A 19,896-nucleotide genomic window follows, 5' to 3' on the forward strand; every position below is an offset into this window, starting at 1 on the left:
CGGGAGGCCGGGTGGAAGCTCGCCCCAAGCCGCACCGGCCGAGGCGTAGCGAGCGAGCCGGTGCGGGTCTGCCGTGAGGACTCGGATTGCCGGCGCGCGAGGCGTAGCGAACCGGCGACCCGACGGGGTCGCCGTGACGCGAGCGAGCAGTGCCGGCGCGGCCTCCGCTGGAGCGATCGGCACGGCGCGATGCGCAGCGGTAGCGTTGGCGATGCGACGGCATCGCCACGCCCGCCAGCGAGCCGTGCCGGGAGGCCGGGTGGAAGCTCGCCCCAAGCCGCACCGGCCGAGGCGTAGCGAGCGTGACGCGCGTCGGCGCGGCCGCGATGCGAGCGAGCCGGTGCGGGTCCGCCGCGAGGGGTCCGATTGCCGGCGCGCGAGGCGTAGCGAACTGGCGACCCGACGGGGTCGCCGTGACGCGAGCGAGCAGTGCCGGTGCGGCGTCCGCTGGGGCGATCGGCACGGCGCGATGCGCAGCGGTAGCGTTGGCGATGCGACGGCATCGCCACGCTCGCCAGCGAGCCGTGCCGGGAGGCTGGGCGGGAGCTCGCCCCGACCCGCACCGGTCGAGGCGTAGCGAGCGTGACGCGCGACGGCGCGGCCGCGATGCGAGCGAGCCGGTGCGGGTCTGCCGCGAGGGGTCGGATCGCCGGCGCGCGAGGCGTAGCGAACTGGCGACCCGACGGGGTCGCCGTGACGCGAGCGAGCAGTGCCGGTGCGGCGTCCGCTGGGGCGATCGGCACGGCGCGATGCGCAGCGGTAGCGTTGGCGATGCGACGGCATCGCCACGCCCGCCAGCGAGCCGTGCCGGGAGGCGGAGCAGGCGTGCGTGTCCACGGCCGACCCGAAGCCCCTTTCAGCGCGGATGCGGTCGCCAATGTGGCAGCGGCAGATCCCGGGTGCCCCTTGCCAGCTGGCCGGGCCGTCATCCCCCGGTCGGCCGTGGACGACAGCCCGCTAGCGTGCAGGTCTTAACGGAATGCGCTTGAAGTCGGCTCCCGCACCGGTCGAGGCGTAGCGAGCGTGACGCGCGACGGCGCGGCCGCGATGCGAGCGAGCCGGTGCGGGTCTGCCGCGAGGGGTCGGATCGCCGGCGCGCGAGGCGTAGCGAACTGGCGACCCGACGGGGTCGCCGTGACGCGAGCGAGCAGTGCCGGTGCGGCGTCCGCTGGGGCGATCGGCACGGCGCGATGCGCAGCGGCAGCGTTGGCGATGCGACGGCATCGCCACGCCCGCCAGCGAGCCGTGCCGGGAGACCGGGCGGAAGCTAGCTCCGAGCCGCACCGGCCGAGGCGTAGCGAGCGTGACGAGCGACGGCGCGGCCGCGATGCGAGCGAGCCGGTGCGGCCATCCGTGGTGAAGTCTCGACCGCTAGGTCAGTCCCCGCGGCGCGAGGGGGCTCGATGCCCCTGAGCGCCGCCCAGGGCGACGTAAAAAAGGGGAGAGGCTCCGGTTGCCCGGAGCCCCTCCAACGGGTGCGTCAGGCGCGACGGCTGCGCGCTGCGGGAGCCATCGGGGCCTGCTCGGCGAGACGGAAGACGTGGAGCGGCACGCCGGCGGTCCGCATCTTCCGGGCGAAGTCGGACTGGACGCCCGAGCCTTCGCAGACGATCGCTTCAACCGGGCGCTGGTTGGCGATGCGGTCGTTGCGGAGGAAAGCCGCCTTCGGACCGTACCGCGTCTCCAGCATCATGCGCACCAGCTTGACCTGCCGCGACGACGCCCACGCGGCTGCGACGGCGTCCGCACCCTTGTTCATGCCGGTGGTCATCAGGACCATCGCCGGGATCCGACGCTTGATCTGGTCGAGGCGGTCGAAGAGCTGCTCGTGGTCGTGCCAGACCTGTCCACCCGAGAAGGCGACAATCGGGCCGGTCGGGGCGTGCTCTTCCCGGCGTTTGGCGGCGCGGGCGGCGAGGTAATCCTTCCCGTCGATGACCGACGCGGTGAGCTTGGAGGAGACCCGGCTGCCGCGGATCGTGTTGAAGGGGCGACCCGTCTCCACGCGGAACACCTCCCCGGCGTGGTCTCGCATGCACCGCATCGCTTCGGCGCAACCCTCCAGCGTCTGGCAGAGGAGCTGCGTGTCCTCGAGTTCGACGGCGTAGATCTCGCTGGGGTCGTACGCTTCCACCATGTCCTTCAGCTTGCGGGCGGCGTCGTCCTCGCGTCCCTCGATGCGCTTGGTCACCATGTGGAAGGAGTTGACGATGCCCCATGCGATGTCGGCGGCAAACTCTTCCATGCGGGTGTCGCGCGTGACGTCGAACACCGTCCGCAGCATGAGGTCGACGGCTGCGGCGGCCATCTCCGGGTCGGGCATGTCCAGCTTCTCGGGGGCGTTGAAGACGGTCAGCTTGGCCATCTCGCTGCTCTCCACGAAGGCGCCGTCGTAGGTCTGCTGCGTCTCAGCGTCGATGTTCAAGACGCTGTCGTTCATCCGGACCTCGTTCATCGCGCGGGCGGCGTCGGAGAAGCTGCGGAAAGTGTTGGTCATGATAGCCTCCATGAGTTGAAAATCTCACCTTCTTCTCGGTGAGGAATCTCACTCGGCATGCGGCGGTCAGGGCCGTCAGGGACGTTAACCGGGAAGCCGCGCCCATCGGGCGTGGACCCCGGTTAACGCTCGCGAGTGGGGGAGCCGATTTTCTCGGCCCCCAGAATGGAGCGAAGCGGAGTGGCGGGGGTCGTGAAAATTGGGGGCACCGCTCGTCCTTGACGGTTCGCCAACCCCGCATGCCAAACTTCCACATCACAGAGAGAGAAAATATTGGTTTGGGGCGGGTGCGCCGGGGTGATCCGAGCACGAGCGGCGGTGCTGTGGCCGCCAGGCCGCAGCACCGCTAGGCAGCTCTGCTGCCGTCGCTCGCGCGCAGGACGCCCCGGCGTCGGCAAAGGGATCGATACCCGGAGGGCGGAGACCCCTTCAGGGGGCTCCGTAAGGCCCGTCAGGGCCGATGAGAGCCCGGTCCCGCCCACAAGGCGGGACGCCCCGCCAACCCCTTCCCTGCCGCTCTATTGGGCATCCTGCCCGTCGTCGCGCTCCCACGCGCCCTCACCCCATGTTTCGTCGTAGCCCGGATCATCCGGATCGAGCCCCATGTTGGGATCGTCACCCGAGCTGGCTGGGTCACCGGGCTCGCTCTCGCGATGGTCGTCGGCTTGCGAGGAGCCACGGAAGCACGCCGGGTCGCAGAGCAGCATGGGGATGCCGCGGCAGACCAGCTGGACGCCGTCGATAGAGAGCGGCTTGGTGGCGAGCCGTGCGCAGGGCTGGTTGCTCCGATCGCGGAAGCCGCAGGGTGCAGCAAGCGGCTCCTGTCGAGGTGCCTCGGGGCCGTCGTCAGGTTGGTTCTCGGCCAAAGCAACGGAGCCACTGTCGGGCTGAGGATCGAACATGTCGTGCTGCGCGCGCATCGCGGGTTTCCTCCGGAATCTTGGGACAGGTGCGAGGGGGGGGCTCGCCGGTTGAGGCGTGAGCACGCGAAAAGGGCGGCGCCGCGAGGCGCCGCCCGAACCCGGCGGGTCAGTAGAACTCGGCGCGGTCGGCGATGATCTCGCAGCCGTAGCGGTCGTTGCCCTCGGCGTCCTGCCAGCGGGTGTAGTGGAGGCGACCCTCGATCGCGATCAGGTCGCCCTTCTTGCGGTTGCCGGCGACAGCCTTGGCGAGGCCGTTGAAGCAGGTGACCTTGTGGTATTCGGTCTCCTTGACGGTGAAGCCGTCCTCGCCCTTGTAGGTGTGGCCATCCTTGTTCAGCTTGGGGCGGTCGGTCGCGACGAAGATCGTGGCGACGTTGGTGGTGGGGTTCACCGCGCGCAGTTCTGGGGTGCGGGTCAGGCGGCCGATCAGGTTCACGTTGTTCATGGCGATAGCTCCCTCGGGTGATGTCGGGCGGATCGTCCGCCGGTGTCACCGATGAGCGAGCTGGCGCGGTGCTGCGCACCGGAGGGGCGGCCGGGATCGTCGCGCAGGCGACGAGCGCGGTCGACCTGGAGGGAAACCTCTTTTGCAGGGGTGGTGCGGGCAGCCGCGCTTCAGCGCGGCAACACGGCCCTGCCAAAGGGGTTGCGCGGTGCCGGGCCGGCTCGCAGGTGACACGACCCGGCGGATGAGACGCCTGGTAGCAGCCAAGATGTCGGAGCGGACGCCATGAACAGGCTCCGTGGACCGGCAGGATTGGCCGCCTGATCCGCCTGCCCGGACGAATCGGCACGCGGTGAAGCTCGCCACCAGCGTCGGGCGCGGCAGCGCCCATGACTGCCCCGAGCTGGGCATGAGTGGACCACACAGCCGAGGACGTCGCCGATAGGGAGGCCGAATATCACAAGGTCGCCGTCGATTGGGCGCCTCGCCGGAGCCGTCGGGACACGCTGAGGTGAAGGTCGATCTGTGAGCGCTCGAGGTGCGCGATGCGACTTTGGCTGGCCGGCGAAGGTCGGCCGCGGATGAGGCGGGAGCAGCCTGATCGACGCGTCTTCGCTGGTCCGCTGGGTTCGGGTAGTGCTTGCGGGGCTATCCCGGGAGGAGCGAGGGCGATCGAGACAGGGACCGACGCGGCAGCGTCGGTCCTGGCGATCAGCCGAAGAGCTTGCCGATCGCGGCGCCGGCCGTCAGGAGGGCGGCAGCAGCCAAGGTCGCCTGAAAGAACAGGGTCCCGGGGAAGAAGCGCACCTCGAGCTTGGTCTTGGCGAGGTCCGCCTGCGTCTTCTGGATCTCGACCTGCATCTTGTCGATCCGCGCGAGCTGCTCGCGGATATCGAGTTGCGGATCTGGTGCGACGGTCGCCATGGTAGCCTCCATATAGCGTGGAACAGTGAACGATTGAAGTGCCGCGCTGGCCCAATGTTGGAAAGGGCGAGCGCAGCCCGAAATGCGCGAAGCATCCGGCACGTCGACGGGGACCGCTCCGGGTGTCGAAGCGATCCCAGTCGAGGGAGTGCGGGGGCGACGCGTGCGCGCCGCCCGGTGTTCGATCAGGCGACCTCCTCGACCGGGGCGGTGCTCTCGCCGAGGCCGTCGCCGGCAGGCAGGCCGGAGGCCGAGCCGTCGGCGCCGAACGGCGGAGCGGGGTCCTCGTCCGACTTGATGCCGAGCGCGCTGGTCACGTCGCGGCGCTTCTGCGCGCGCTGCCAGACGATGTTGTACGAGCCGTCCTCCTGCCGGAAGGCCGAGACCTGCAGCGGCTGGGCGAGCGAGGGATCGTCGATGCGGCCGTTGAGGAACGCCTCGCCGGTGTTGTTCGACGTGAGTTCGAAGAAGGCGCCGACCTGCACCCAGGTGCGGCCGGGAGTCAGCGCGTGGATCTCGTAGCGCGGCGCGCGCGGGTTGGTGGACTGCACCGGCTTCAGCGCGATCGTCATCGCAACCGCGAGCGTCGAGATGCGGCCCATGAAGATGCCGGCGTCGTTCTGCTTGATCTGACCGATGTTCATCGTAACGTCTCCTGTGTCGGCTGGACCCCATGTCCTCGACACCATCTTTAATCCCTCTCTCCTCCCCGGCCCTTCGGCCGGGCAGGGCGCGCAAGCGCCCCTCACCGACGCGCTTATCGCGCGGCGGTGGTGGACCGCAGGAGACGATTCATGACTGTTCCAAGGGGACGCGCTGCAGCTCCCTTGAGTAAATCGAGTTTGGGGAGTCGCTCGCATAAGCAGCCGTACCACGCACGTTCCGGCCTACAATTTATGTGGAGGATGTGGCGACGTCCTCTATAGTAACGTTGCTGAGCGGGTCGCAGCACGTTCGGCAAGCCGAAAGCGGAGTCTGCCGATGTACTCTCGTATCTTTCGTGGAGCGCTTATAGTTGCCGCGGTGGTTGCAGCGGGTGCTGCATTCGCGGTCTGGTCTATTGGTCTAGTGCGGTCGACCATTCCGCCGAGCGTTGAGCCAGTGGGTGTCGCGATCGTTACCGTCCTGTCGCTGGTGGTTGTCGGGTGGGTGATTGACGCAGCCCAGAGCGTCACCGGACGGTGGATTGAGGCAGCGATGCCGATCGGCGCGCGCGAGGCGTAGCAAGTGATAGGCCCTCGCAGGGCCTTCACGCAGCGAGCGAGCCGTGCCGACAGCGAGGGATCGTCACCCGGCAGGGCGGAGACCCGCGAGGGGCTCCGGGCGGCGAAGCCGGCTAGAGCCCGGTCCCGCCCGTAGGGCGGGCGCCCTGAAAAGGCTTGAAGGTCACCGATGTAGCTGCGGTGCCGGGCACGTTCTGGCGGCCAACTCGCCGACTCGTTATGGCCGGACGATCTTGGCCGACACGATTGGGGGGAAGCGACATGAGAAACGCGATGCTGGCGATCATCGGCGCATTTGCTCTGGCGGGCTGCAGCAAGTCGGTCGAGGGCACGTACAACATGGTCAACGGCCCCGTGCCGGGCGTGGTCGCGACCTTTGGTGACAAGACCTTCTCGCTGTCGAGCGGCGCGAGCGGTAGCTACGAGGTCAGTGGAGACACCGTCATCTTGAGCGGCAACTCGCTCGGCGGGACCTATAAGATCGACGGCGGGAAGCTGGTCGGCGATCGCTTCTCGTTCGTTCCTCGTGACCCGAACGACAAGTCGCCGATCAACCGCGGACCGCGTTCGTCGGGCAGCATGCCGACGACTGGTGGGAAAGCCTTCTAGGGCCGAGAGTGAGTCTTCTCGCCGTTCGGGGCGGTTAGGCCGAACTCGGCGTCTATGTCGCGACCTGCCGCCTCCCGGATAGCGGACAACTCGGTGTGGGTGATCCGACCATCGACCATGGCTGTCCGGTAGGCCTGCGCTCCGAGGGGTCCGGCTCGGGACAGGACGATCGCGTCGCGCTCGCCCGTCGCGCTCACAGGCCCGAAGGGCCAAAGTGCGATGGAGACTGCACCTAGGCCTGCGGCGAGGATCACAAAGCTGAAGGGCACTCGTCGTCGTGCGAACAAGAAGAGCGCGCCTGCCAGAAACAGGATCAGCACCGCGATGGGAATGAGGTTGAGCATGATCGGGCCTCTCGGATGAGCCATCGTATGGGCAGGCGACCGCAGCCGCCAGAGCTACTGGTCAGGTGACGCGAATGGCGATCGTCTCGTCGTCGCCGTTATCGATGACGAGGACGGTGCGGCCATCGCGTGCGGCAGCTGCTGCCGCGTCCGCGGGCCAGTCGCCGTACTCGCGCAACGTCTTGGCCATGTGTGCCTCGGCACTGGCGCGATCTGGGTGATCCTTGATGATCGTGTCGAACGATAGCGACTGGTGAAGGGTTTGAATGGGCATGGTGATTTCCAGCGAAGGCCGGCACATGCGAGGCGTAGCAAGTGGGCGACCCACAGGGTTCGCCACGACGCGAGCGAGCAGTGCCTGGCGAGCCATCGTGACCGACAGCGACCGACGCGCGACAGACGAGGCGGTGCGATCCGATCAGGTGAGGCGTGATTTTACCCTGCGGTTGTGGGAACCAGCACGAAGGGTGGCGGAAGGTACGCGCCAGTGGCGAAATGCTCCCGCAGGTCGTCGAGGGTCGCGATCTCGCCGGCTTCGTCGGATGTCAGGACGGGGCGGCCGTCTTCGTCGGCGGTGAAGGCGCGACGCTCGCCCACGCCCTTCCAGATGACGATCTCGGCGGGGAAGGAACCCGGCGCGCCGCCCGACCAGCGCCAGAACGGCAGGTCGTTCGTGCAGCAGAAGTCCTCGATCTCGTCGATCTTGCCGTTTGCGATCTCGTGGCCGCGCAGCACGAGTGGTTCACCGTCGGGTAGGTCGTTGGCGGTGAAAGGCTCGCCGTCCCACTCGGTGGAAAGGTTTTCGGCGTTAGCCTTTTCGATGAGCTCGCCGAGAAGATCAGCGGAAAGTCTTCCACCGATCGAAATTGAGACAGATACGCGGTCAGCCATGGTGGCACCTCGTGGATATCGTGGCGCGCTGGTCTTGAGCGGTCCTTCGGCACCATTCGTCCAGCTATCCACCGCCACCCCCCTTCCCTTCGGCTAAAAGGTTGAAAGACTGTTTCTATTAAGGGTCATTGATGCAGCAGAATCTAGTTATGCCGAAGATGCAAGACGGTTTTGGGTCCGTTTCGATGCCTGTCTCCCTTTGAGCAAAAAAAGGGCGATGCCGGGGGAGGCATCGCCCGAGTGACGCGCAGGGAGTGGGGGGAGCCTGCGACGTCTGCCGGTGCCGCGAGGGAGCGAGCGGCACCGGGAGGGGATCAGGCGTTCTCGGTGACGCGCTTGCCGCGGCTGCGGCGCGTGGTTTCCTCGACGGGGGCGGTGGTCTCGCCGAGGCCGTCGTCGCCGGCGCCGGCGCTGCCGCTCATCCCGGCGTCGTCGCTCGAGCCGTCGGCGCCGAACGGCGGAGCGGGATCCTCGTCCGACTTGATGCCGAGCGCGCTGGTCACGTCGCGACGCTTCTGCGCGCGCTGCCAGACGATGTTGTACGAACCGTCCTCCTGTCGGAAGGCCGAGACCTGGAGCGGCTGAGCGAGCGAGGGATCGTCGATGCGGCCATTGAGGAACGCCTCGCCGGTGTTGTTCGAGTTGAGTTCGAAGAAGGCGCCGACCTGCACCCAGGTGCGGCCGGGGGTCAGCGCGTGGATCTCGTAGCGCGGCGCGCGCGGGTTGGCGGACTGCACCGGCTTCAGCGCGATCGTCATCGCAACCGCGAGCGTCGAGATGCGGCCCATGAAGATGCCGGCGTCGTTCTGCTTGATCTGACCGATGTTCATCGTAACGTCTCCTGTGTCGGCTGGACCCCATGTCCTCGACACCATCTTTAATCCCTCTCTCCTCCCCGGCCCTTCGGCCGGGCAGGGCGCGCAAGCGCCCCTCACCGACGCGCTTATCGCGCGGCGGTGGATGCCTTGGAGCGACCCTGGGCGACGTGCTTGGCACGGTGTCGCCGTTACGGTGGACCGCAGGGGTGTTCCGGGATCGTCGCCGGAGGATGGCGCTCGAGGTGACGCCGGGCGGTCGCCAGTTTGCGCAAGGCAGACGCCAGAAACAGTCCGTGCGAACTCTCCGCGTCGATAAGCGCCGCGCGCTTCGTCAGCTGGGTCTCCCGGTGCCGGATCGCGTCGATTGCCATCATCACATCGTCGAGGGTGAGTGCGACGACCGTCTGTGACGGGGAGAGCGGCACGCACCGCAGGGCGAAGGGCAGGAAATGCGGTGCGATCGGCAGATGGTGCGCAAGCGCGAGCTCGACGGCGTGCCGCCACTGGTCGGCGTCGTGGACCGTCTCCCGCAGGATCGCCGCAGACGACATGGGCGCGAGCGAGCGCAGCGCTCCGGCGCCGATGGTAACCGCGAGCGGGTCGCTCGATGCCAGGCCGATGACGCCTTCGGAAATGACGGCGAGGACATCGCCCTCCACGATGCAGGGGCTCTCGTCGAGGCACGCTTCGTAGGCGGCTGCGCTGGTGTCGTAATAGTGGACGCGGTGCATGACCGTTTCCTTCAGGTTCGGGGAAGGCGACCGCGGTCGCGGTCAGGAATAAAGCGGGCGCTGGGCCGGGAAGCGCTCGGGCGGCAGGCCCGAGAAGGTGTAGGCGCGGTAGCGTCCGCCGTCGTAGATCACCGACGAGACCTCCGGCTTGTGTCGCTGCAGGCGCTCGAGGAGGCGGTTTGCGCGACGCTGCGCCGCGATCGCGGCCTCGTCGTCGAAGTGGATGGCGATCGCGCGCACGAAGGTGCCGCTATCGTACCACCAGCCACCTTCTTCGGGGCCGCCATAGGTTCGGTCGATCTCGTAGAAAGCGAGGATGCTGCGCATGTTGGGCTCCCGTCGGCTGCGGGCGGCTCGATCACCGCCAGCGTTCAGCCACCGTCATCCCCCTCCCCTTCGGTCAGGCGTCCCGGGGATCATCGTGTCGTTGGTGGCGCAAGGCGCGCGCGAGCGCTTTCTTGCGCGCGATGGCGTCGGCCCGCGTCGGACATGGTGCCGATAGGCGGCCGTGTCGTGTGCTGCTGTTGTCGAAGACGATCCAGCCTGCGGCGGTGTGAGCGACGTGCATGCCGTCGCTGCGCGAGCGGGTCATGACTCCTGTCCCCGTGGGTCACGCTTCGCGGCCTCGGCCTGGAGGATGTCGATCAAGCTCTCGCGGCCCGACCGGACCTCGCTGTCCGGGGCGGCGATCACGGTCGCGGCTCGCCGCAGCAGGCTTGAGAGCTCGCGATCGTTCATGGGCCGTTGCGAGGGTGCGGGATGCGCCGGTTCGTCCCCGGCCTCGTCCATGAGGAGCACGAGGATGGACGGCTTGTGAGCCTCGTCGAGCGGACGGCTGTCGGTCACATGGCGGCCGCGGCCGGTCACGGCGAAGGCGTTGAAGGTGGGTGATACCCCGTCACTGGCATTGGGGATCGTGGTGCCCCGGTCATGGAACTGGATGTCGACGAAGCGCGCGGGGCCGTCGTAGCTCTTGCCCATGAAGCAGAAGGTGACGCGCCGGTTCTCGCTGGTCTTTGCCGTGATGGTAAAGGCGCCGTCGGGCACGTCGATCGCCTTGTGTGGCACGTCGTTGAAGCCGGCGAAGCCGAGCGAAACGGCGTCGGCGCGGCTCATGACGGGAAGATCGGCGATGTCGGCCATAAAGGGGCTCCTCCGGTTTTCATGGGAAAGGGCTGCAGCGGCACGGCCAACCGAGCCGTGCGTTGAGGCTCGATGACGACTGGCGACATCGAGGACCTGTTCGTGACGCTGTTGGTCGGCGTAGCGGGCGGCAGCGATGCGTCGTGGCGCAAGGCGGTTGGGCCGGTGACGGCGCTGCCGGTCGTGTTCCATCCGCGCTCGAATTGGTCGATCGCGCCGCAGGGGTCGGCGCGTCAGATCGAGGCGATCGAGAAAGCCGAAGCAATCATCCGGCAGGAGCACCCTTACGTGCCCAGTCCCGGTTTCCGGTCCTAGGCGGCGCGGCGATCGGCGGCTGCCATCAGGCGGGTTGCGGCGCCGAACGTGCGCAGCGTCTTAGCGATCGTACCGCGCAGCTTGGCTTTGCTCGAGACGGCGATTTCCGGGTCGAGCGGCGTGCCGTCTGCCGTCGCGAAGCCGCAGGCAAGGCCGCTGCGTGTCTCGACGCGGACGAGGTGCCCCCGCCCCGGCGCCGGTCCGACGTGACGCGCGGTGAACTCGCCGAGACTGCCGTAGAGCGAGGTGATCGCTTTGCCCCAGCGAATGTGGCCTTGGGCGGCAGCATCAGTCCCGCTGAAACCACGATCGAGCCAGGTGCGAAGGTGGGTCCGCTGTTGGAGACGTGAGTTGCGGGTCCGCTCCATCGTGCGCGCGAGCGGCAGAATGTGGCCGATGGTGTCGATCAGGTCGAGATCGGCCCCCTGCAGCGCGACAAGAACATCGTCGTATTCACGATTTTGCAGAAGTGCGGCTAGCTGGTTGGCAGCTGCGACGTGATCCACGGACGGCGTAGCGACGTTCGCGTCGCCGAGTGCCTCGGCAGCGACGAAGCCGCCCCGGGTGAGCACGACGATCGTCGCGGCGTCGGCGCCCGGGCGTGCGAGGGTCAGGGCGAGGAAGTCCCACGCGGGGTCGCTGTCGATGTGGTCGGCGCCAACGATCAGCAGTCGGCGCGACCACCGGGCAGGTCGGTGGTGGTCTGAGGGCTTGGGATAACTGCTCGGCACCGGGCGTCCGGCGAGGATGATCTGAGGGTCTTTCGGCAGGTTGTCGCGGCGCATGTCAGCGATGAGGCTGCGTCGCGCCGCGTCGAACAGGTCGGTTCGATCACCACCGCCGTCGCTGAAGCCCTGGTCGTAGGCTGCGTGGCGCTCGGCGAGAGGAGCCGAACAGGGGATCGCGTCGGAGTAGTGATGGGGCCATCCGACATGCGCTGCGTACCAACCGTCGGCGTATCGATTGGCGAGATCCCAGCTCAATGCGTGGTCCTCGTGCCCCCGCATGATCGCGATGTCACGGTCGCTGCCGAGTCCTCGGCGGATCTGATCCTCGGTGAAGGCGAAGTTGGTGGCCTCGCGTTGCGAAGCGGCCTCGGCCGCGATCGCGTCGTTTACGCTCCGCATCGCGGCGATCCGTTCGCGGCCTCGGGTCATTCGGTCGGAGAGGGGCGCGTCGCTCGGCAGATCGGGAAAGGTGCGCCACGCCGCGGCGATCGCCGCGGCGTGCTCGGGTGAACGTCCGCGCGACTGCCAGGCCGCGGGATCTGCGGGATCGAAGGCATCTGACATCGTCGGCCTCGTTCTTGCTGGTGGTCCGCCCAGGAGGGCAGCGGCATCGCCGTCAGGCGGTCGCGGCCTCGGTGAGGCGCGCGCTGGCGACCGCGGCCTCGTCGGGGAAGGCGGCGGCCAGGTTCCGGTGCAACGTCTCAAAGTCGGCGATAGGAAAGCTTCCATCTGGGCTGGGTCGCGTGACGTGAAAGGCGCTGACCAGGATCTCGAGCGGATCGCTCTGGACGATCGTTGCCGTGGCGTCGTCGTACTCGACAGGCGCGCGAAAGCCGGCTTCAAGCCAGGTTCCGAGGCCCTCTTCGACGGCCTCGGCATAGGCGCTGACCGCTTCGTCCAGCTCGTTCTCGACGTGGAGGACGAGCGACACATAGCGGCCGAAGTCGTGCCGATTTGACAAGCCGGTCAGCCGGCATCCTGCTGGCGGCGAACCGTAGCGTGCGATGATCGCGTATTTGTAGGCGAGCACCTCGAGCTTGTTGAGAACGTCGAAATTGGGCGTTTGCCCGAGCTGCGCGCACGGTTCGTTGGCGGGCGTACCGCCGATGTCGACGAAGTAGGGCATGGGGATCTCCAACGGTCCTGTCTTGACCGTCTGTCTCCTCCCCCTTCCTTCGCGCTCTAGTCGTCAGCGTGCGTCTTAAAGCGGCGCCCTGCCGCTCGAGCCGGAAGCGTGCCTAAGCCTGGTCCTTCTCGACACTAGCCGTCGGAAAGCGTTCTTCGATCACGAGTGACTGCCATTGCAGACGGTCACGTCCAAGCGCTGTGGACCGATCGAGCATCTGCTCAAGAGTGGCGCTCAGGCGGTTGAGCGACGCGGCGTAATCGGTGTCGAGCTCGTCGGCCTGCTGCGATGTCGGTGAGACCGTGGCCCGTGCCTTTCGGTGAGCCCGGGTCAACGCGGGCATGTGGCGCTGTTCGATACCTTCGAGCTCGATGGTGGCTTCCTCGCGCAACTCTTCAGGTACGGCCTTGAGGCGAGCGAGCAGCCCGGCAATCCGTGCCTCTGCCATTCGCGCGTCGATGTTCATCGGCAGGGTAGCAGCCAGAGGATTCGGTCGCGGGGCGGTCCCGTCGGAAGGTCCAGCCAGCTCGATGTATCCCATACCTGTCGCGTAAAGCATTCCGCCTACGAGGATGAGCACAACGGCGAGCAACTTCACGACATTGCCGCTGAGCAGATCGGCTATCTGCTGCAGCGGACTCGCGGGATCCGCGCCAACGCCGTTTCCGAGTTCGGCGAACTGCGATGTCATGAAGTTCGCCGCTGAGAGAAACACGCCAAGCAGTCCGCAGGTAAGTCCGATATCGAAGCCGCCCTTTGGCGATGTGGGCTGACGGTGGTTGTCCATGTTGAAGCTCCCTCCGCTACAGATCACGATCAAAGCGCTGACGCTTCATGGCCGCCTGCGCGGGTCCATCGAAGCTGCCGAGCGTCTGCAGGCGGTCCGTCTCGAGTGTTGTTCCGAGATCGGTGGGGAGCGCGGCGTGCGGCGTGGCGATCGCGATTGCTGCGGCCGCGGTGGACAGTTCGCCGGGGGCGAGGCCTTTCCACACGAAGGTGTCGCGTTCGCTCGGGTCCTCGGGGTCGGGGCGAGACACCTGCACGTAGAAGGTCTCGAGTGGGCGGTCCCACCCGATTGCGACACTGACGCCGGCGGGCCCGACAAAGGTATGTCGACTCATGAGCGTGTTCCTGGGCTGGTCCGGTCGCGGCACATCGTTGCTGGCGACGTGATTAAGCGTCGAGACGTAGTGCGAGGAGTTGGATCAGGAAGCCAACAACGAGGAAGCCGCCGATGAACCCCCACGTCGCCGTCGCATGGCTTACCGAAAGGACCGTGTTCACCAGCGCGTCGCTTGTCACCGTCGCGGGCTCGGGATCACTCCCCAGCAGCCACATATTTCGAGCGCAGATCATCGCCGCGAGGTAGAAGACAATCGCGAGGGCCGACACAGGTCGGCGGATGAGGAAGCTGATCATAGTCACCTCTATGATGTCTCGAATGAAGGTTATTTCGGGTTGGTCGGGTCACGTCCAGTCAGCGATAGACGCCCTGGTCGCCGTAACCGCGGCCCTCGATGTCGACTGGGCGACTAAGCCAACGAGGCAACGGCTCGGATCACCGAGACGGGCTGCAGGTGATGCGCGCCGATCACGTCTTCGACGCCGTAGCTGAGGCACTCTTCGAGCCAGATGACATAGCACGCGGCCTCTGCGAGTTCGGTGGCGAGAAGCTCGTCCATCATCGCGGCCTCGCGCGCCATCTGCTCAGGCAGGGCGTCCCAGTCGAGCGCGTCAAGAAATCGGTCCCGCCGGCTGATGAAGCGGATCAGGCGGTTCTCGTCGGCCTTGGCGATCGCGATCGCCTGTTGAATGCGCATGGCTCGTCTCCTCTTGTGGACACGATTCCTGCTCCCCCTCCCCTTCCCGTCGGCACGACGGGTCAGGCTCCGAGCTGCTCACGCAGGATGTCGGACCTGATCGGATAGGCGAGACGCGGTAGCCCTCGGCCCGCGCGCCGCGCGCCGCGGGTGAGCTCGAAGCAGTAGGTGAAAAGGGATGCCTGTCGCGCTGGGACCAGGATTTCTGCGCGACGGCATCGTTCGAGCCATTCGCGAAGGTGCTCGTCCGCCTGCGGCCTCGGAGCGCCGAGCCTCACCAGTTGATCGACGGCGCCCGCATGACCTGTCTCGAGGTTTCGAATTTTGGACAAGGTGCGATCGGAGATCGTTTCCCCGGCGATGCGGAGCACCGTCCGCGGCCTCGTTCGCCCGCGATACGCCCCGGAGAGCGAGGCGTAGACGCAGCCGCAGTGTCCGACCTGAGGGTCGGAGAAGCTGACGACGGACTCGATCACCGGCTTTGCCTGACGCAGCAGCCGGAAGGCCCGGGCGGCGAAATAGCTTTCCCCATTGGCGGCGACGGAGGGCAGGCAGAGCAGGCGTTGCAGCACGCAACCGCGGGTTGGCTCGTCATAGCCGGTATGGCGCGTGATGACCGCGCCCGTCGCGGGCACTCCGAAGACAATGATACCGTCGAGAGAGGAAGCGCCGCCCCGGCCTGGGCCGAATAGCCCGACGGCCAGCTGTGCGGCGGGATAGCGATTGAGATAGTGATGGTCTGCGATGAAGGCGCGAGCGGTGTCGTGCGCCACGACGTCGACTGCGTAGCGCCTCGGGTCGATGACGGTGTCGTCGGCCACGAAGCGGCTGCGCCGGTCGCGCCAGCGTTGTGAACGGTCGGTAATCATGGTGAGCCTCGCTCAGGCGGCGCGCTGGTGGAAGAGATCGGCCGCCCAGGATTCGACCCAGTTGGCGGTGATCTGGTCATGATCGAGCTCGCCGGTCTCGATGAGTTCGCGGATCTGAGCGCGTGCATCAGCGATGGCCCGCTCCCATGGATCATCGTCGCCGAGGGAACGCGCCTGGTGGTCGGCGGCCTCGGGCAGCGTGACCGGAGGGGCGAGCGCACGGCCGCACTGGCGTTGATACCATTGCTCCATGTGCGAGGCGACCAGGCGATCGCTCTTCGCAACGCCACGGCGAAGCGCGTCTCGTCGCGCCGCGACGCCGAAGGCCTGGCTGTCGATCGAGGCGATCCAGCGGGAGAACGGTGCCAGGTAGGGCAAGGCGTCCCCTTTGACGCCGAAGGCGTGGGCACGGACCCCTACCGGGAGCACGCGCGAGAGCCGTTCAACCACGGCGACGAGCCCCTCCGGGCCATGGATGACGCGTCGGCACATGCTTCCGATGCCGACAACGGTGCCCGGCAGGAGCATGCCCTCGATCGCCTCGAGGCAGCGGACGTAGTCGTCGGGCGTTCGGCCCTGCAGGACCGGCATGAAGCGATCCCGGATACCAAGGTCTCCAGCGCGGGCGAAACACTCGTGGTTGGTCGCAATCGTACGGGAGATCCTGTCGAGAACCTCTTCGCGGTGCGACGCGACGCCGTCCTCGCAGCAATAGTCGATCGAGGACACGCGCCGGAACGGGTACGAGGCGGCAAGCGCCATGTAGTCGGCTATCGACCACGGCAGACCGCCGTAGCGCACCATCATCGAGTAACCGGCGCTGTCGAGGTCGAGGCTGACGAGGCCGTGGGCGTTGTCGAGGGTAGCCGTGCGCCACCCCGCCCATTCGCGCCAGCCATCGGCCTTGCGCCAGCGCGACAAGCAGTTGGCGGAGATCAGCACCGGTGCCTGTAGGCGCCGCGCTGTTGCGAGAAGCGCACCATCGGCGAGGTGCGGCAGGCCCAGGATGATCTCGATCGTCATGACGGCTCTCCCCGGTAGATGTCGGGATAGCCGCTGATCGTCGTCAGCTTGCCTCCGGCGATCGCGACGGAGATGTTGCCGTGGAGCTCGAGGTGGCGATCGCCGCGCCGGCGGATGTAGAAGTCGAGAAGGCCGCGCCCGTCAGGCGTTAACTCGACGCCGCGCGTGAAGGCTGTCCACGGCTCATAGTCGTCGAGATCGGTATCCTGCCAGTCGGGATCGTCGCTGATCAGCGCGAAGTTGATCGACGTTTCGCCTGACACAAGGCTCTGCCGACGCCCGACCTCGAGCATCACTTGCCCGACCCGTTCGAACTTGGCCTCACGCCGTGCGGCGTCGCGAATGGCCGCGATGTCTGCCGCAGAGGGGCGGAAGCGAGGCATCAAAGATCCTCCCGCAGCATGAGGGTTAGCACGCGGGTCGTGCGGTTGGCGTCGGCAGGATCTTCCGAACCCCATTCCAGCGCCGGATCATAATAGTCGATGCGGAAGAAGACCTCGGTGTCGTCGATGATGAAGGAGCCGCGATCGCGCTCCGGGCAGTCGGCAGCGAAGCTGTGCCGGCGAAGCTCCTGCAGCAGGCGCGCTTGGGCCACGGCCTCCGACGCGAGCGAGTCGGTCGATAGGGTGGCAAGGCACGTGCGCGTGACGGTGATGCGCGCGGTTCGATCGAGGCCCTGACGGCATCGGTCGTTCAGACGCGCGATCGTTTCGACGCGCGTCTCGGCAGCATTCTCGATCATGGGTCGATCCTCGGTTCGTTCGATGGGCGGGGGGGATCAGGCGGCCAGCGCGTCCGGGTGGCCGCGGCCTCGTTCGGCGAAGGCCAGGTGAAAGCGGTCGAGCCATTCGCCCATCTTCGGGCGCTCGCCGACGGGGATCGCAGCCGCGACGTCCTGGAAGCGGATGAGGTCGGTGGGAGCATCGCGGGCGATGCGATCGACTTCATCGGCTCCCAGTAGGCCCTCGGCCCGGATGAACGCGGTCATCGATCCGGGACGTGTCCTGGTCGACTTGCGCCATAGCCCTTCGACCGTATGGAGCCGGGGCGCGGCGCGTGCCTCCACCAGGACGATCAGTCGGAGGCACCATGGTGGAAGGCTGCGGATCTCGTCCGGCTTGTTCGCGATGCACAGGATGCACGCCGACTTGGGTGGCACGGGCAGGCCTTCGGCCTCGATGCGCGACACGCATCGCGGGCGGTGCCATTGCCAGTCACGCAGCGGCGATCGACAATCGTAGAGTGGGTCGTCGATCGTCAGCGCATGGTTGGCGCGCGCGGTGTCGCGGGGGCCAGCATCATAGCCGATCAGTCGGATGACCCGCTGGCCGCGGTCCCATGCCTCGACCGCAGGCTGCCACGTCTTGAGGAAAGCGTCCTGTGGGGCCTTCTTGTACTTGAGGCTGCATGACGATCCGCCAAGCGATTTGCTCGGCAAGGTCGCGTTCGTCAGGCACATTTCGAGGATTCCGAAGTACGGCGGCCAGTGCTTGAACCGCTTGGGCACGTAGGAGACGAGCTCGAACCGGATGCCGCGGTCGCGCATCCAGGGACGGATGATGTCGAGGTAGTCGTAGGTTTCCGGCTTCTCGTTGCCGGTGTCCGCGCTGAGGACGAGATCAGGAGCCTGCCCGCGGGCATGCAGCTCGATCAGCAGCGCTGTGCTGTCGACGCCTATCCCGTACGACAGCACGGACGGAGGGGGCGGCAGCATGTCACGCGCCCTCCTCGTTGGTGACGGTCGGCGGGGCGGCGCGCTCGACGATCTTCACCTCGAGACGCTCGCGGTTGATGACGACCGTCACGGTTCGGTCGGCGGGAACCATGAAATAGTGTCCCGACAGCTTGTCGCGGATGCGGCTCTCGAGCGCTGCATTGTCACCCTCGAGAAGGCCGATGATCCGCTCGGCCGCATCCGCCTGGAAGCGCTCTAGCTGGGTGTCATAGCTGTCAGCGTCGCTGTCGGAAGACGGCTCGAACGCGGCACGCTCGAACAGATCGGCGACCGCGAGGGAGGGCCGGCTGCTACCGCGGCACACGAAGATGGACGTCCCGTCGACCGAGTTGCAGGTCCATCTGTCCGGCGCGAAGGCCACATCGGCAGCGGTCGAGGCCTCGATCGACGCGCCCGCGTGCGAGATGGTGGCCTCCAGCGTGATCGCGTCGACCCAGCCATCCTCGGCCTCAGCAGGCGCATCGAGCGTAGCCGAAACCACGAAGTCGAGGTTGCCCTGCACGATGCGGAACCGCAGGTCGTCCACGCGGGCGAGGACGTCGTACCAGCGATAGCCGATGAAGGCGTCCTGAGCCATGACAAGGGGCCCGCCGAACGGGTTGTGGGTGGCGATCGCCTCCGCTGCCGGTTGTGCGACCAGCGCGTCGAAGTCGGACATGACCACCATCGCAGGATCGGTGGTGCGCTCGCCCGAGGCATAGTTGCGGCCGCTATCGGCCGCGGGTGCGATCCATGCGAAGAGGTATGCCGCCGCTTCCGGCAGATCGACACCGAGGTCGATCGCCTCGCGCCAGCGTTCGGCCGACAGCCGGTGCGATCCTTGCGCGGCGATCGCGCGGTAGATAGCGATGCTCACCGCCCGGCGCAGTTCTGTCAGGCCGTTGTTCTCGATCGCCTCCTTGCGTGCCGGGAGCACGAGCTGGATCTGTGGCGCGTCAAAGATGTCGACGCGCGCGATCCAATGATGGCCTCGGTCGACCTCCTGGACGTCCGGCAGCTTGCAGGGGATCGTCAGCCCATGGAAGTTCAAGCGTCCGTCGTGGGTCGTGTAGGATGACGGATGTTTCTGGAAGACCCCGATGCGGGTTCCGTTCCACTCCTCGATATGGACTGCGTCCGCCAGCCAGTCCTCGCGCGGCAGTGCCTTGCCGTCGAGCGTCACCGGCAGCGGATAGTGTTTCGCCGCCTTGGCGACGTCGTCAGCGAGCGTCTTCAGCCAGCTGTCCGGCACCTTGATGGTGATGGCGGTGCCGCGCGAGATCGGGTCGGGCGAGATCGCGATCGGCCGGCTCGTTTCCCAGGCCGAGGCGGGGATGTGTGCCATCCATCCTTGGCGATCAGGACGGGAGAAGGAACGCACCATTACGTCTCGTCCGGCGAGGCTGAAAACTCCCATACCGGCAGGATCTTCCATGCGGCGCGTCTCGTCGGACCATCCCGAACGACCCAGCGTCACAATCGACGTGGGGTCGGCGATCCCATGCCCGTCATCGATGATGTGGAGGAGCGTATCGGGACCTCCCGACTGGATCAGCACGGCAACCGCAAGAGCGCCGGCGCGCCGAGCGTTCTGGAAGAGCTCGGTCACCACGTCGAAGGCGGTGTTGTTGAACAGCCGGGTGACCTTCGCGATCGTCTCGGGTGCGACCGCGGTCGCGATGGTGGCGGGGATCATGATGCGCTCCTCGTGGCTGGCGTGTCCTTCACGCCCGCCCGGCCCCTCCCCCTCCCC

Annotated in this window: 27 protein-coding genes; 2 read left to right on the plus strand and 25 right to left on the minus strand. The window is 67.1% G+C overall.

The genetic code is table 11. The annotated features are described in order from the left end of the window. Positions 1-1,480 precede the first annotated feature (1,480 nt). The 5 genes from ACFDS6_RS13000 to ACFDS6_RS13020 form a co-directional block, all read right to left on the minus strand. A complete protein-coding gene (locus ACFDS6_RS13000) occupies positions 1,481-2,497 on the minus strand; it encodes an SLOG family protein (RefSeq protein WP_056434716.1) in 1,017 nt (338 codons plus the stop codon). 518 nt (positions 2,498-3,015) lie between these two features. Beyond that, positions 3,016-3,417, minus strand: coding sequence for a hypothetical protein (locus ACFDS6_RS13005; protein ID WP_116463103.1), 402 nt, complete (start codon positions 3,415-3,417; stop codon positions 3,016-3,018). Between the two features lie 109 nt (positions 3,418-3,526). Continuing rightward, the gene (locus ACFDS6_RS13010) at positions 3,527-3,865 is read right to left on the minus strand and encodes a single-stranded DNA-binding protein (protein ID WP_016510750.1); all 339 of its coding nucleotides are present in this window, start codon (positions 3,863-3,865) and stop codon (positions 3,527-3,529) included. A gap of 711 nt (positions 3,866-4,576) precedes the next feature. Further along, positions 4,577-4,789, minus strand: a complete 213-nt coding sequence (locus ACFDS6_RS13015; protein ID WP_016510755.1) for a hypothetical protein — start codon at positions 4,787-4,789, stop codon at positions 4,577-4,579. A 185-nt stretch (positions 4,790-4,974) separates the two neighbouring features. Beyond that, positions 4,975-5,433 carry a DUF736 domain-containing protein gene (locus tag ACFDS6_RS13020; protein WP_174195136.1) on the minus strand — a complete coding sequence of 153 codons (459 nt, stop codon included), beginning with the start codon at positions 5,431-5,433 and terminating at the stop codon, positions 4,975-4,977. Positions 5,434-6,273: 840 nt separating this feature from the next. Between ACFDS6_RS13020 and ACFDS6_RS13025 the strand changes: the two genes are divergently transcribed. Beyond that, positions 6,274-6,621 (plus strand): hypothetical protein, encoded by a 348-nt coding sequence (locus ACFDS6_RS13025; RefSeq protein ID WP_174195137.1) that lies wholly within the window; start codon positions 6,274-6,276, stop codon positions 6,619-6,621. On the opposite strand, the gene ACFDS6_RS13030 is transcribed toward ACFDS6_RS13025, so the two are convergent. The 8 genes from ACFDS6_RS13030 to ACFDS6_RS13065 all read right to left on the minus strand — a co-directional run bounded on the left by ACFDS6_RS13030 (position 6,618) and on the right by ACFDS6_RS13065 (position 10,548). Then, entirely contained in the window at positions 6,618-6,965 is a 348-nt protein-coding gene (locus ACFDS6_RS13030; RefSeq protein WP_116463107.1) for a hypothetical protein, read from the minus strand. The genes ACFDS6_RS13025 and ACFDS6_RS13030 overlap by 4 nt on opposite strands. 61 nt (positions 6,966-7,026) lie before the next feature. After that, on the minus strand, positions 7,027-7,239 hold the full coding sequence (locus ACFDS6_RS13035) for a hypothetical protein (RefSeq protein ID WP_133177356.1): 213 nt from the start codon (positions 7,237-7,239) through the stop codon (positions 7,027-7,029). 161 nt (positions 7,240-7,400) lie between these two features. Next, positions 7,401-7,856 (minus strand): hypothetical protein, encoded by a 456-nt coding sequence (locus ACFDS6_RS13040; protein ID WP_133177355.1) that lies wholly within the window; start codon positions 7,854-7,856, stop codon positions 7,401-7,403. A 314-nt stretch (positions 7,857-8,170) separates the two neighbouring features. Then, the gene (locus ACFDS6_RS13045) at positions 8,171-8,686 is read right to left on the minus strand and encodes a DUF736 domain-containing protein (protein ID WP_116732688.1); all 516 of its coding nucleotides are present in this window, start codon (positions 8,684-8,686) and stop codon (positions 8,171-8,173) included. A gap of 176 nt (positions 8,687-8,862) precedes the next feature. After that, complete coding sequence (locus ACFDS6_RS13050; RefSeq protein ID WP_116463091.1) at positions 8,863-9,405, minus strand: hypothetical protein; 543 nt, start codon at positions 9,403-9,405, stop codon at positions 8,863-8,865. A gap of 42 nt (positions 9,406-9,447) precedes the next feature. After that, positions 9,448-9,732, minus strand: coding sequence for a hypothetical protein (locus tag ACFDS6_RS13055; RefSeq protein ID WP_116463092.1), 285 nt, complete (start codon positions 9,730-9,732; stop codon positions 9,448-9,450). Between the two features lie 73 nt (positions 9,733-9,805). Further along, positions 9,806-9,997 (minus strand): hypothetical protein, encoded by a 192-nt coding sequence (locus ACFDS6_RS13060; protein ID WP_116795202.1) that lies wholly within the window; start codon positions 9,995-9,997, stop codon positions 9,806-9,808. Then, positions 9,994-10,548 (minus strand): hypothetical protein, encoded by a 555-nt coding sequence (locus ACFDS6_RS13065; RefSeq protein ID WP_116463093.1) that lies wholly within the window; start codon positions 10,546-10,548, stop codon positions 9,994-9,996. The genes ACFDS6_RS13060 and ACFDS6_RS13065 overlap by 4 nt, the downstream gene beginning before the upstream one ends. 72 nt (positions 10,549-10,620) lie before the next feature. On the opposite strand from ACFDS6_RS13065, the gene ACFDS6_RS13070 reads away from it, so the two are divergent. Then, a complete protein-coding gene (locus ACFDS6_RS13070; protein ID WP_174195141.1) occupies positions 10,621-10,863 on the plus strand; it encodes a hypothetical protein in 243 nt (80 codons plus the stop codon). Here the strand turns inward: ACFDS6_RS13070 and ACFDS6_RS13075 are convergent. The 12 genes from ACFDS6_RS13075 to ACFDS6_RS13130 all read right to left on the minus strand — a co-directional run bounded on the left by ACFDS6_RS13075 (position 10,860) and on the right by ACFDS6_RS13130 (position 19,839). Further along, complete coding sequence (locus ACFDS6_RS13075; protein ID WP_116463095.1) at positions 10,860-12,155, minus strand: hypothetical protein; 1,296 nt, start codon at positions 12,153-12,155, stop codon at positions 10,860-10,862. The genes ACFDS6_RS13070 and ACFDS6_RS13075 overlap by 4 nt on opposite strands. 52 nt (positions 12,156-12,207) lie before the next feature. Beyond that, positions 12,208-12,717 carry a hypothetical protein gene (locus ACFDS6_RS13080; protein WP_116463096.1) on the minus strand — a complete coding sequence of 170 codons (510 nt, stop codon included), beginning with the start codon at positions 12,715-12,717 and terminating at the stop codon, positions 12,208-12,210. Between the two features lie 112 nt (positions 12,718-12,829). Continuing rightward, a complete protein-coding gene (locus tag ACFDS6_RS13085; RefSeq protein ID WP_116463097.1) occupies positions 12,830-13,504 on the minus strand; it encodes a hypothetical protein in 675 nt (224 codons plus the stop codon). Between the two features lie 16 nt (positions 13,505-13,520). Continuing rightward, complete coding sequence (locus tag ACFDS6_RS13090) at positions 13,521-13,838, minus strand: hypothetical protein (protein ID WP_116463098.1); 318 nt, start codon at positions 13,836-13,838, stop codon at positions 13,521-13,523. Positions 13,839-13,890: 52 nt separating this feature from the next. Next, a complete protein-coding gene (locus tag ACFDS6_RS13095; protein ID WP_116463099.1) occupies positions 13,891-14,136 on the minus strand; it encodes a hypothetical protein in 246 nt (81 codons plus the stop codon). A gap of 113 nt (positions 14,137-14,249) precedes the next feature. Further along, on the minus strand, positions 14,250-14,537 hold the full coding sequence (locus ACFDS6_RS13100; protein WP_056433781.1) for a hypothetical protein: 288 nt from the start codon (positions 14,535-14,537) through the stop codon (positions 14,250-14,252). 62 nt (positions 14,538-14,599) lie between these two features. Beyond that, positions 14,600-15,406 (minus strand): hypothetical protein, encoded by an 807-nt coding sequence (locus ACFDS6_RS13105; protein WP_116795188.1) that lies wholly within the window; start codon positions 15,404-15,406, stop codon positions 14,600-14,602. A 12-nt stretch (positions 15,407-15,418) separates the two neighbouring features. After that, positions 15,419-16,429 carry a hypothetical protein gene (locus ACFDS6_RS13110; protein WP_056433775.1) on the minus strand — a complete coding sequence of 337 codons (1,011 nt, stop codon included), beginning with the start codon at positions 16,427-16,429 and terminating at the stop codon, positions 15,419-15,421. Then, positions 16,426-16,812, minus strand: coding sequence for a hypothetical protein (locus ACFDS6_RS13115; protein ID WP_056433773.1), 387 nt, complete (start codon positions 16,810-16,812; stop codon positions 16,426-16,428). The genes ACFDS6_RS13110 and ACFDS6_RS13115 overlap by 4 nt, the downstream gene beginning before the upstream one ends. After that, positions 16,812-17,171: a DUF3768 domain-containing protein gene (locus ACFDS6_RS13120; RefSeq protein WP_116462999.1), complete on the minus strand. Its 360-nt coding sequence runs from the start codon at positions 17,169-17,171 to the stop codon at positions 16,812-16,814. The genes ACFDS6_RS13115 and ACFDS6_RS13120 overlap by 1 nt, the downstream gene beginning before the upstream one ends. A gap of 36 nt (positions 17,172-17,207) precedes the next feature. After that, the gene (locus ACFDS6_RS13125) at positions 17,208-18,143 is read right to left on the minus strand and encodes a hypothetical protein (RefSeq protein WP_116463000.1); all 936 of its coding nucleotides are present in this window, start codon (positions 18,141-18,143) and stop codon (positions 17,208-17,210) included. A 1-nt stretch (position 18,144) separates the two neighbouring features. After that, positions 18,145-19,839, minus strand: coding sequence for an ATP-binding protein (locus tag ACFDS6_RS13130; protein ID WP_116463001.1), 1,695 nt, complete (start codon positions 19,837-19,839; stop codon positions 18,145-18,147). Positions 19,840-19,896: the final 57 nt, after the last annotated feature.

Origin of the sequence: Sphingomonas sp. (assembly GCF_042095875.1) — a bacterium.
In the GTDB taxonomy this organism is placed as follows: Bacteria; Pseudomonadota; Alphaproteobacteria; order Sphingomonadales; family Sphingomonadaceae; genus Sphingomonas.

Excerpts from the sequence above, each read along its gene's own strand:
- ACFDS6_RS13085 (WP_116463097.1), bottom strand. The coding sequence starts at position 13,504 with ATGGACAACCACCGTCAGCCCACATCGCCAAAGGGCGGCTTCGATATC.
- ACFDS6_RS13005 (WP_116463103.1), bottom strand. The coding sequence starts at position 3,417 with ATGCGCGCGCAGCACGACATGTTCGATCCTCAGCCCGACAGTGGCTCC.
- ACFDS6_RS13050 (WP_116463091.1), bottom strand. The coding sequence starts at position 9,405 with ATGCACCGCGTCCACTATTACGACACCAGCGCAGCCGCCTACGAAGCG.
- ACFDS6_RS13000 (WP_056434716.1), bottom strand. The coding sequence starts at position 2,497 with ATGACCAACACTTTCCGCAGCTTCTCCGACGCCGCCCGCGCGATGAAC.
- ACFDS6_RS13100 (WP_056433781.1), bottom strand. The coding sequence starts at position 14,537 with ATGCGCATTCAACAGGCGATCGCGATCGCCAAGGCCGACGAGAACCGC.
- ACFDS6_RS13040 (WP_133177355.1), bottom strand. The coding sequence starts at position 7,856 with ATGGCTGACCGCGTATCTGTCTCAATTTCGATCGGTGGAAGACTTTCC.
- ACFDS6_RS13080 (WP_116463096.1), bottom strand. The coding sequence starts at position 12,717 with ATGCCCTACTTCGTCGACATCGGCGGTACGCCCGCCAACGAACCGTGC.
- ACFDS6_RS13055 (WP_116463092.1), bottom strand. The coding sequence starts at position 9,732 with ATGCGCAGCATCCTCGCTTTCTACGAGATCGACCGAACCTATGGCGGC.
- ACFDS6_RS13120 (WP_116462999.1), bottom strand. The coding sequence starts at position 17,171 with ATGATCGAGAATGCTGCCGAGACGCGCGTCGAAACGATCGCGCGTCTG.
- ACFDS6_RS13075 (WP_116463095.1), bottom strand. The coding sequence starts at position 12,155 with ATGTCAGATGCCTTCGATCCCGCAGATCCCGCGGCCTGGCAGTCGCGC.
- ACFDS6_RS13045 (WP_116732688.1), bottom strand. The coding sequence starts at position 8,686 with ATGAACATCGGTCAGATCAAGCAGAACGACGCCGGCATCTTCATGGGC.
- ACFDS6_RS13030 (WP_116463107.1), bottom strand. The coding sequence starts at position 6,965 with ATGCTCAACCTCATTCCCATCGCGGTGCTGATCCTGTTTCTGGCAGGC.
- ACFDS6_RS13060 (WP_116795202.1), bottom strand. The coding sequence starts at position 9,997 with ATGACCCGCTCGCGCAGCGACGGCATGCACGTCGCTCACACCGCCGCA.
- ACFDS6_RS13115 (WP_056433773.1), bottom strand. The coding sequence starts at position 16,812 with ATGCCTCGCTTCCGCCCCTCTGCGGCAGACATCGCGGCCATTCGCGAC.
- ACFDS6_RS13090 (WP_116463098.1), bottom strand. The coding sequence starts at position 13,838 with ATGAGTCGACATACCTTTGTCGGGCCCGCCGGCGTCAGTGTCGCAATC.
- ACFDS6_RS13110 (WP_056433775.1), bottom strand. The coding sequence starts at position 16,429 with ATGACGATCGAGATCATCCTGGGCCTGCCGCACCTCGCCGATGGTGCG.
- ACFDS6_RS13020 (WP_174195136.1), bottom strand. The coding sequence starts at position 5,433 with ATGAACATCGGTCAGATCAAGCAGAACGACGCCGGCATCTTCATGGGC.
- ACFDS6_RS13105 (WP_116795188.1), bottom strand. The coding sequence starts at position 15,406 with ATGATTACCGACCGTTCACAACGCTGGCGCGACCGGCGCAGCCGCTTC.
- ACFDS6_RS13095 (WP_116463099.1), bottom strand. The coding sequence starts at position 14,136 with ATGATCAGCTTCCTCATCCGCCGACCTGTGTCGGCCCTCGCGATTGTC.
- ACFDS6_RS13015 (WP_016510755.1), bottom strand. The coding sequence starts at position 4,789 with ATGGCGACCGTCGCACCAGATCCGCAACTCGATATCCGCGAGCAGCTC.
- ACFDS6_RS13130 (WP_116463001.1), bottom strand. The coding sequence starts at position 19,839 with ATGATCCCCGCCACCATCGCGACCGCGGTCGCACCCGAGACGATCGCG.
- ACFDS6_RS13125 (WP_116463000.1), bottom strand. The coding sequence starts at position 18,143 with ATGCTGCCGCCCCCTCCGTCCGTGCTGTCGTACGGGATAGGCGTCGAC.
- ACFDS6_RS13010 (WP_016510750.1), bottom strand. The coding sequence starts at position 3,865 with ATGAACAACGTGAACCTGATCGGCCGCCTGACCCGCACCCCAGAACTG.
- ACFDS6_RS13065 (WP_116463093.1), bottom strand. The coding sequence starts at position 10,548 with ATGGCCGACATCGCCGATCTTCCCGTCATGAGCCGCGCCGACGCCGTT.
- ACFDS6_RS13070 (WP_174195141.1), top strand. The coding sequence starts at position 10,621 with ATGACGACTGGCGACATCGAGGACCTGTTCGTGACGCTGTTGGTCGGC.
- ACFDS6_RS13035 (WP_133177356.1), bottom strand. The coding sequence starts at position 7,239 with ATGCCCATTCAAACCCTTCACCAGTCGCTATCGTTCGACACGATCATC.
- ACFDS6_RS13025 (WP_174195137.1), top strand. The coding sequence starts at position 6,274 with ATGAGAAACGCGATGCTGGCGATCATCGGCGCATTTGCTCTGGCGGGC.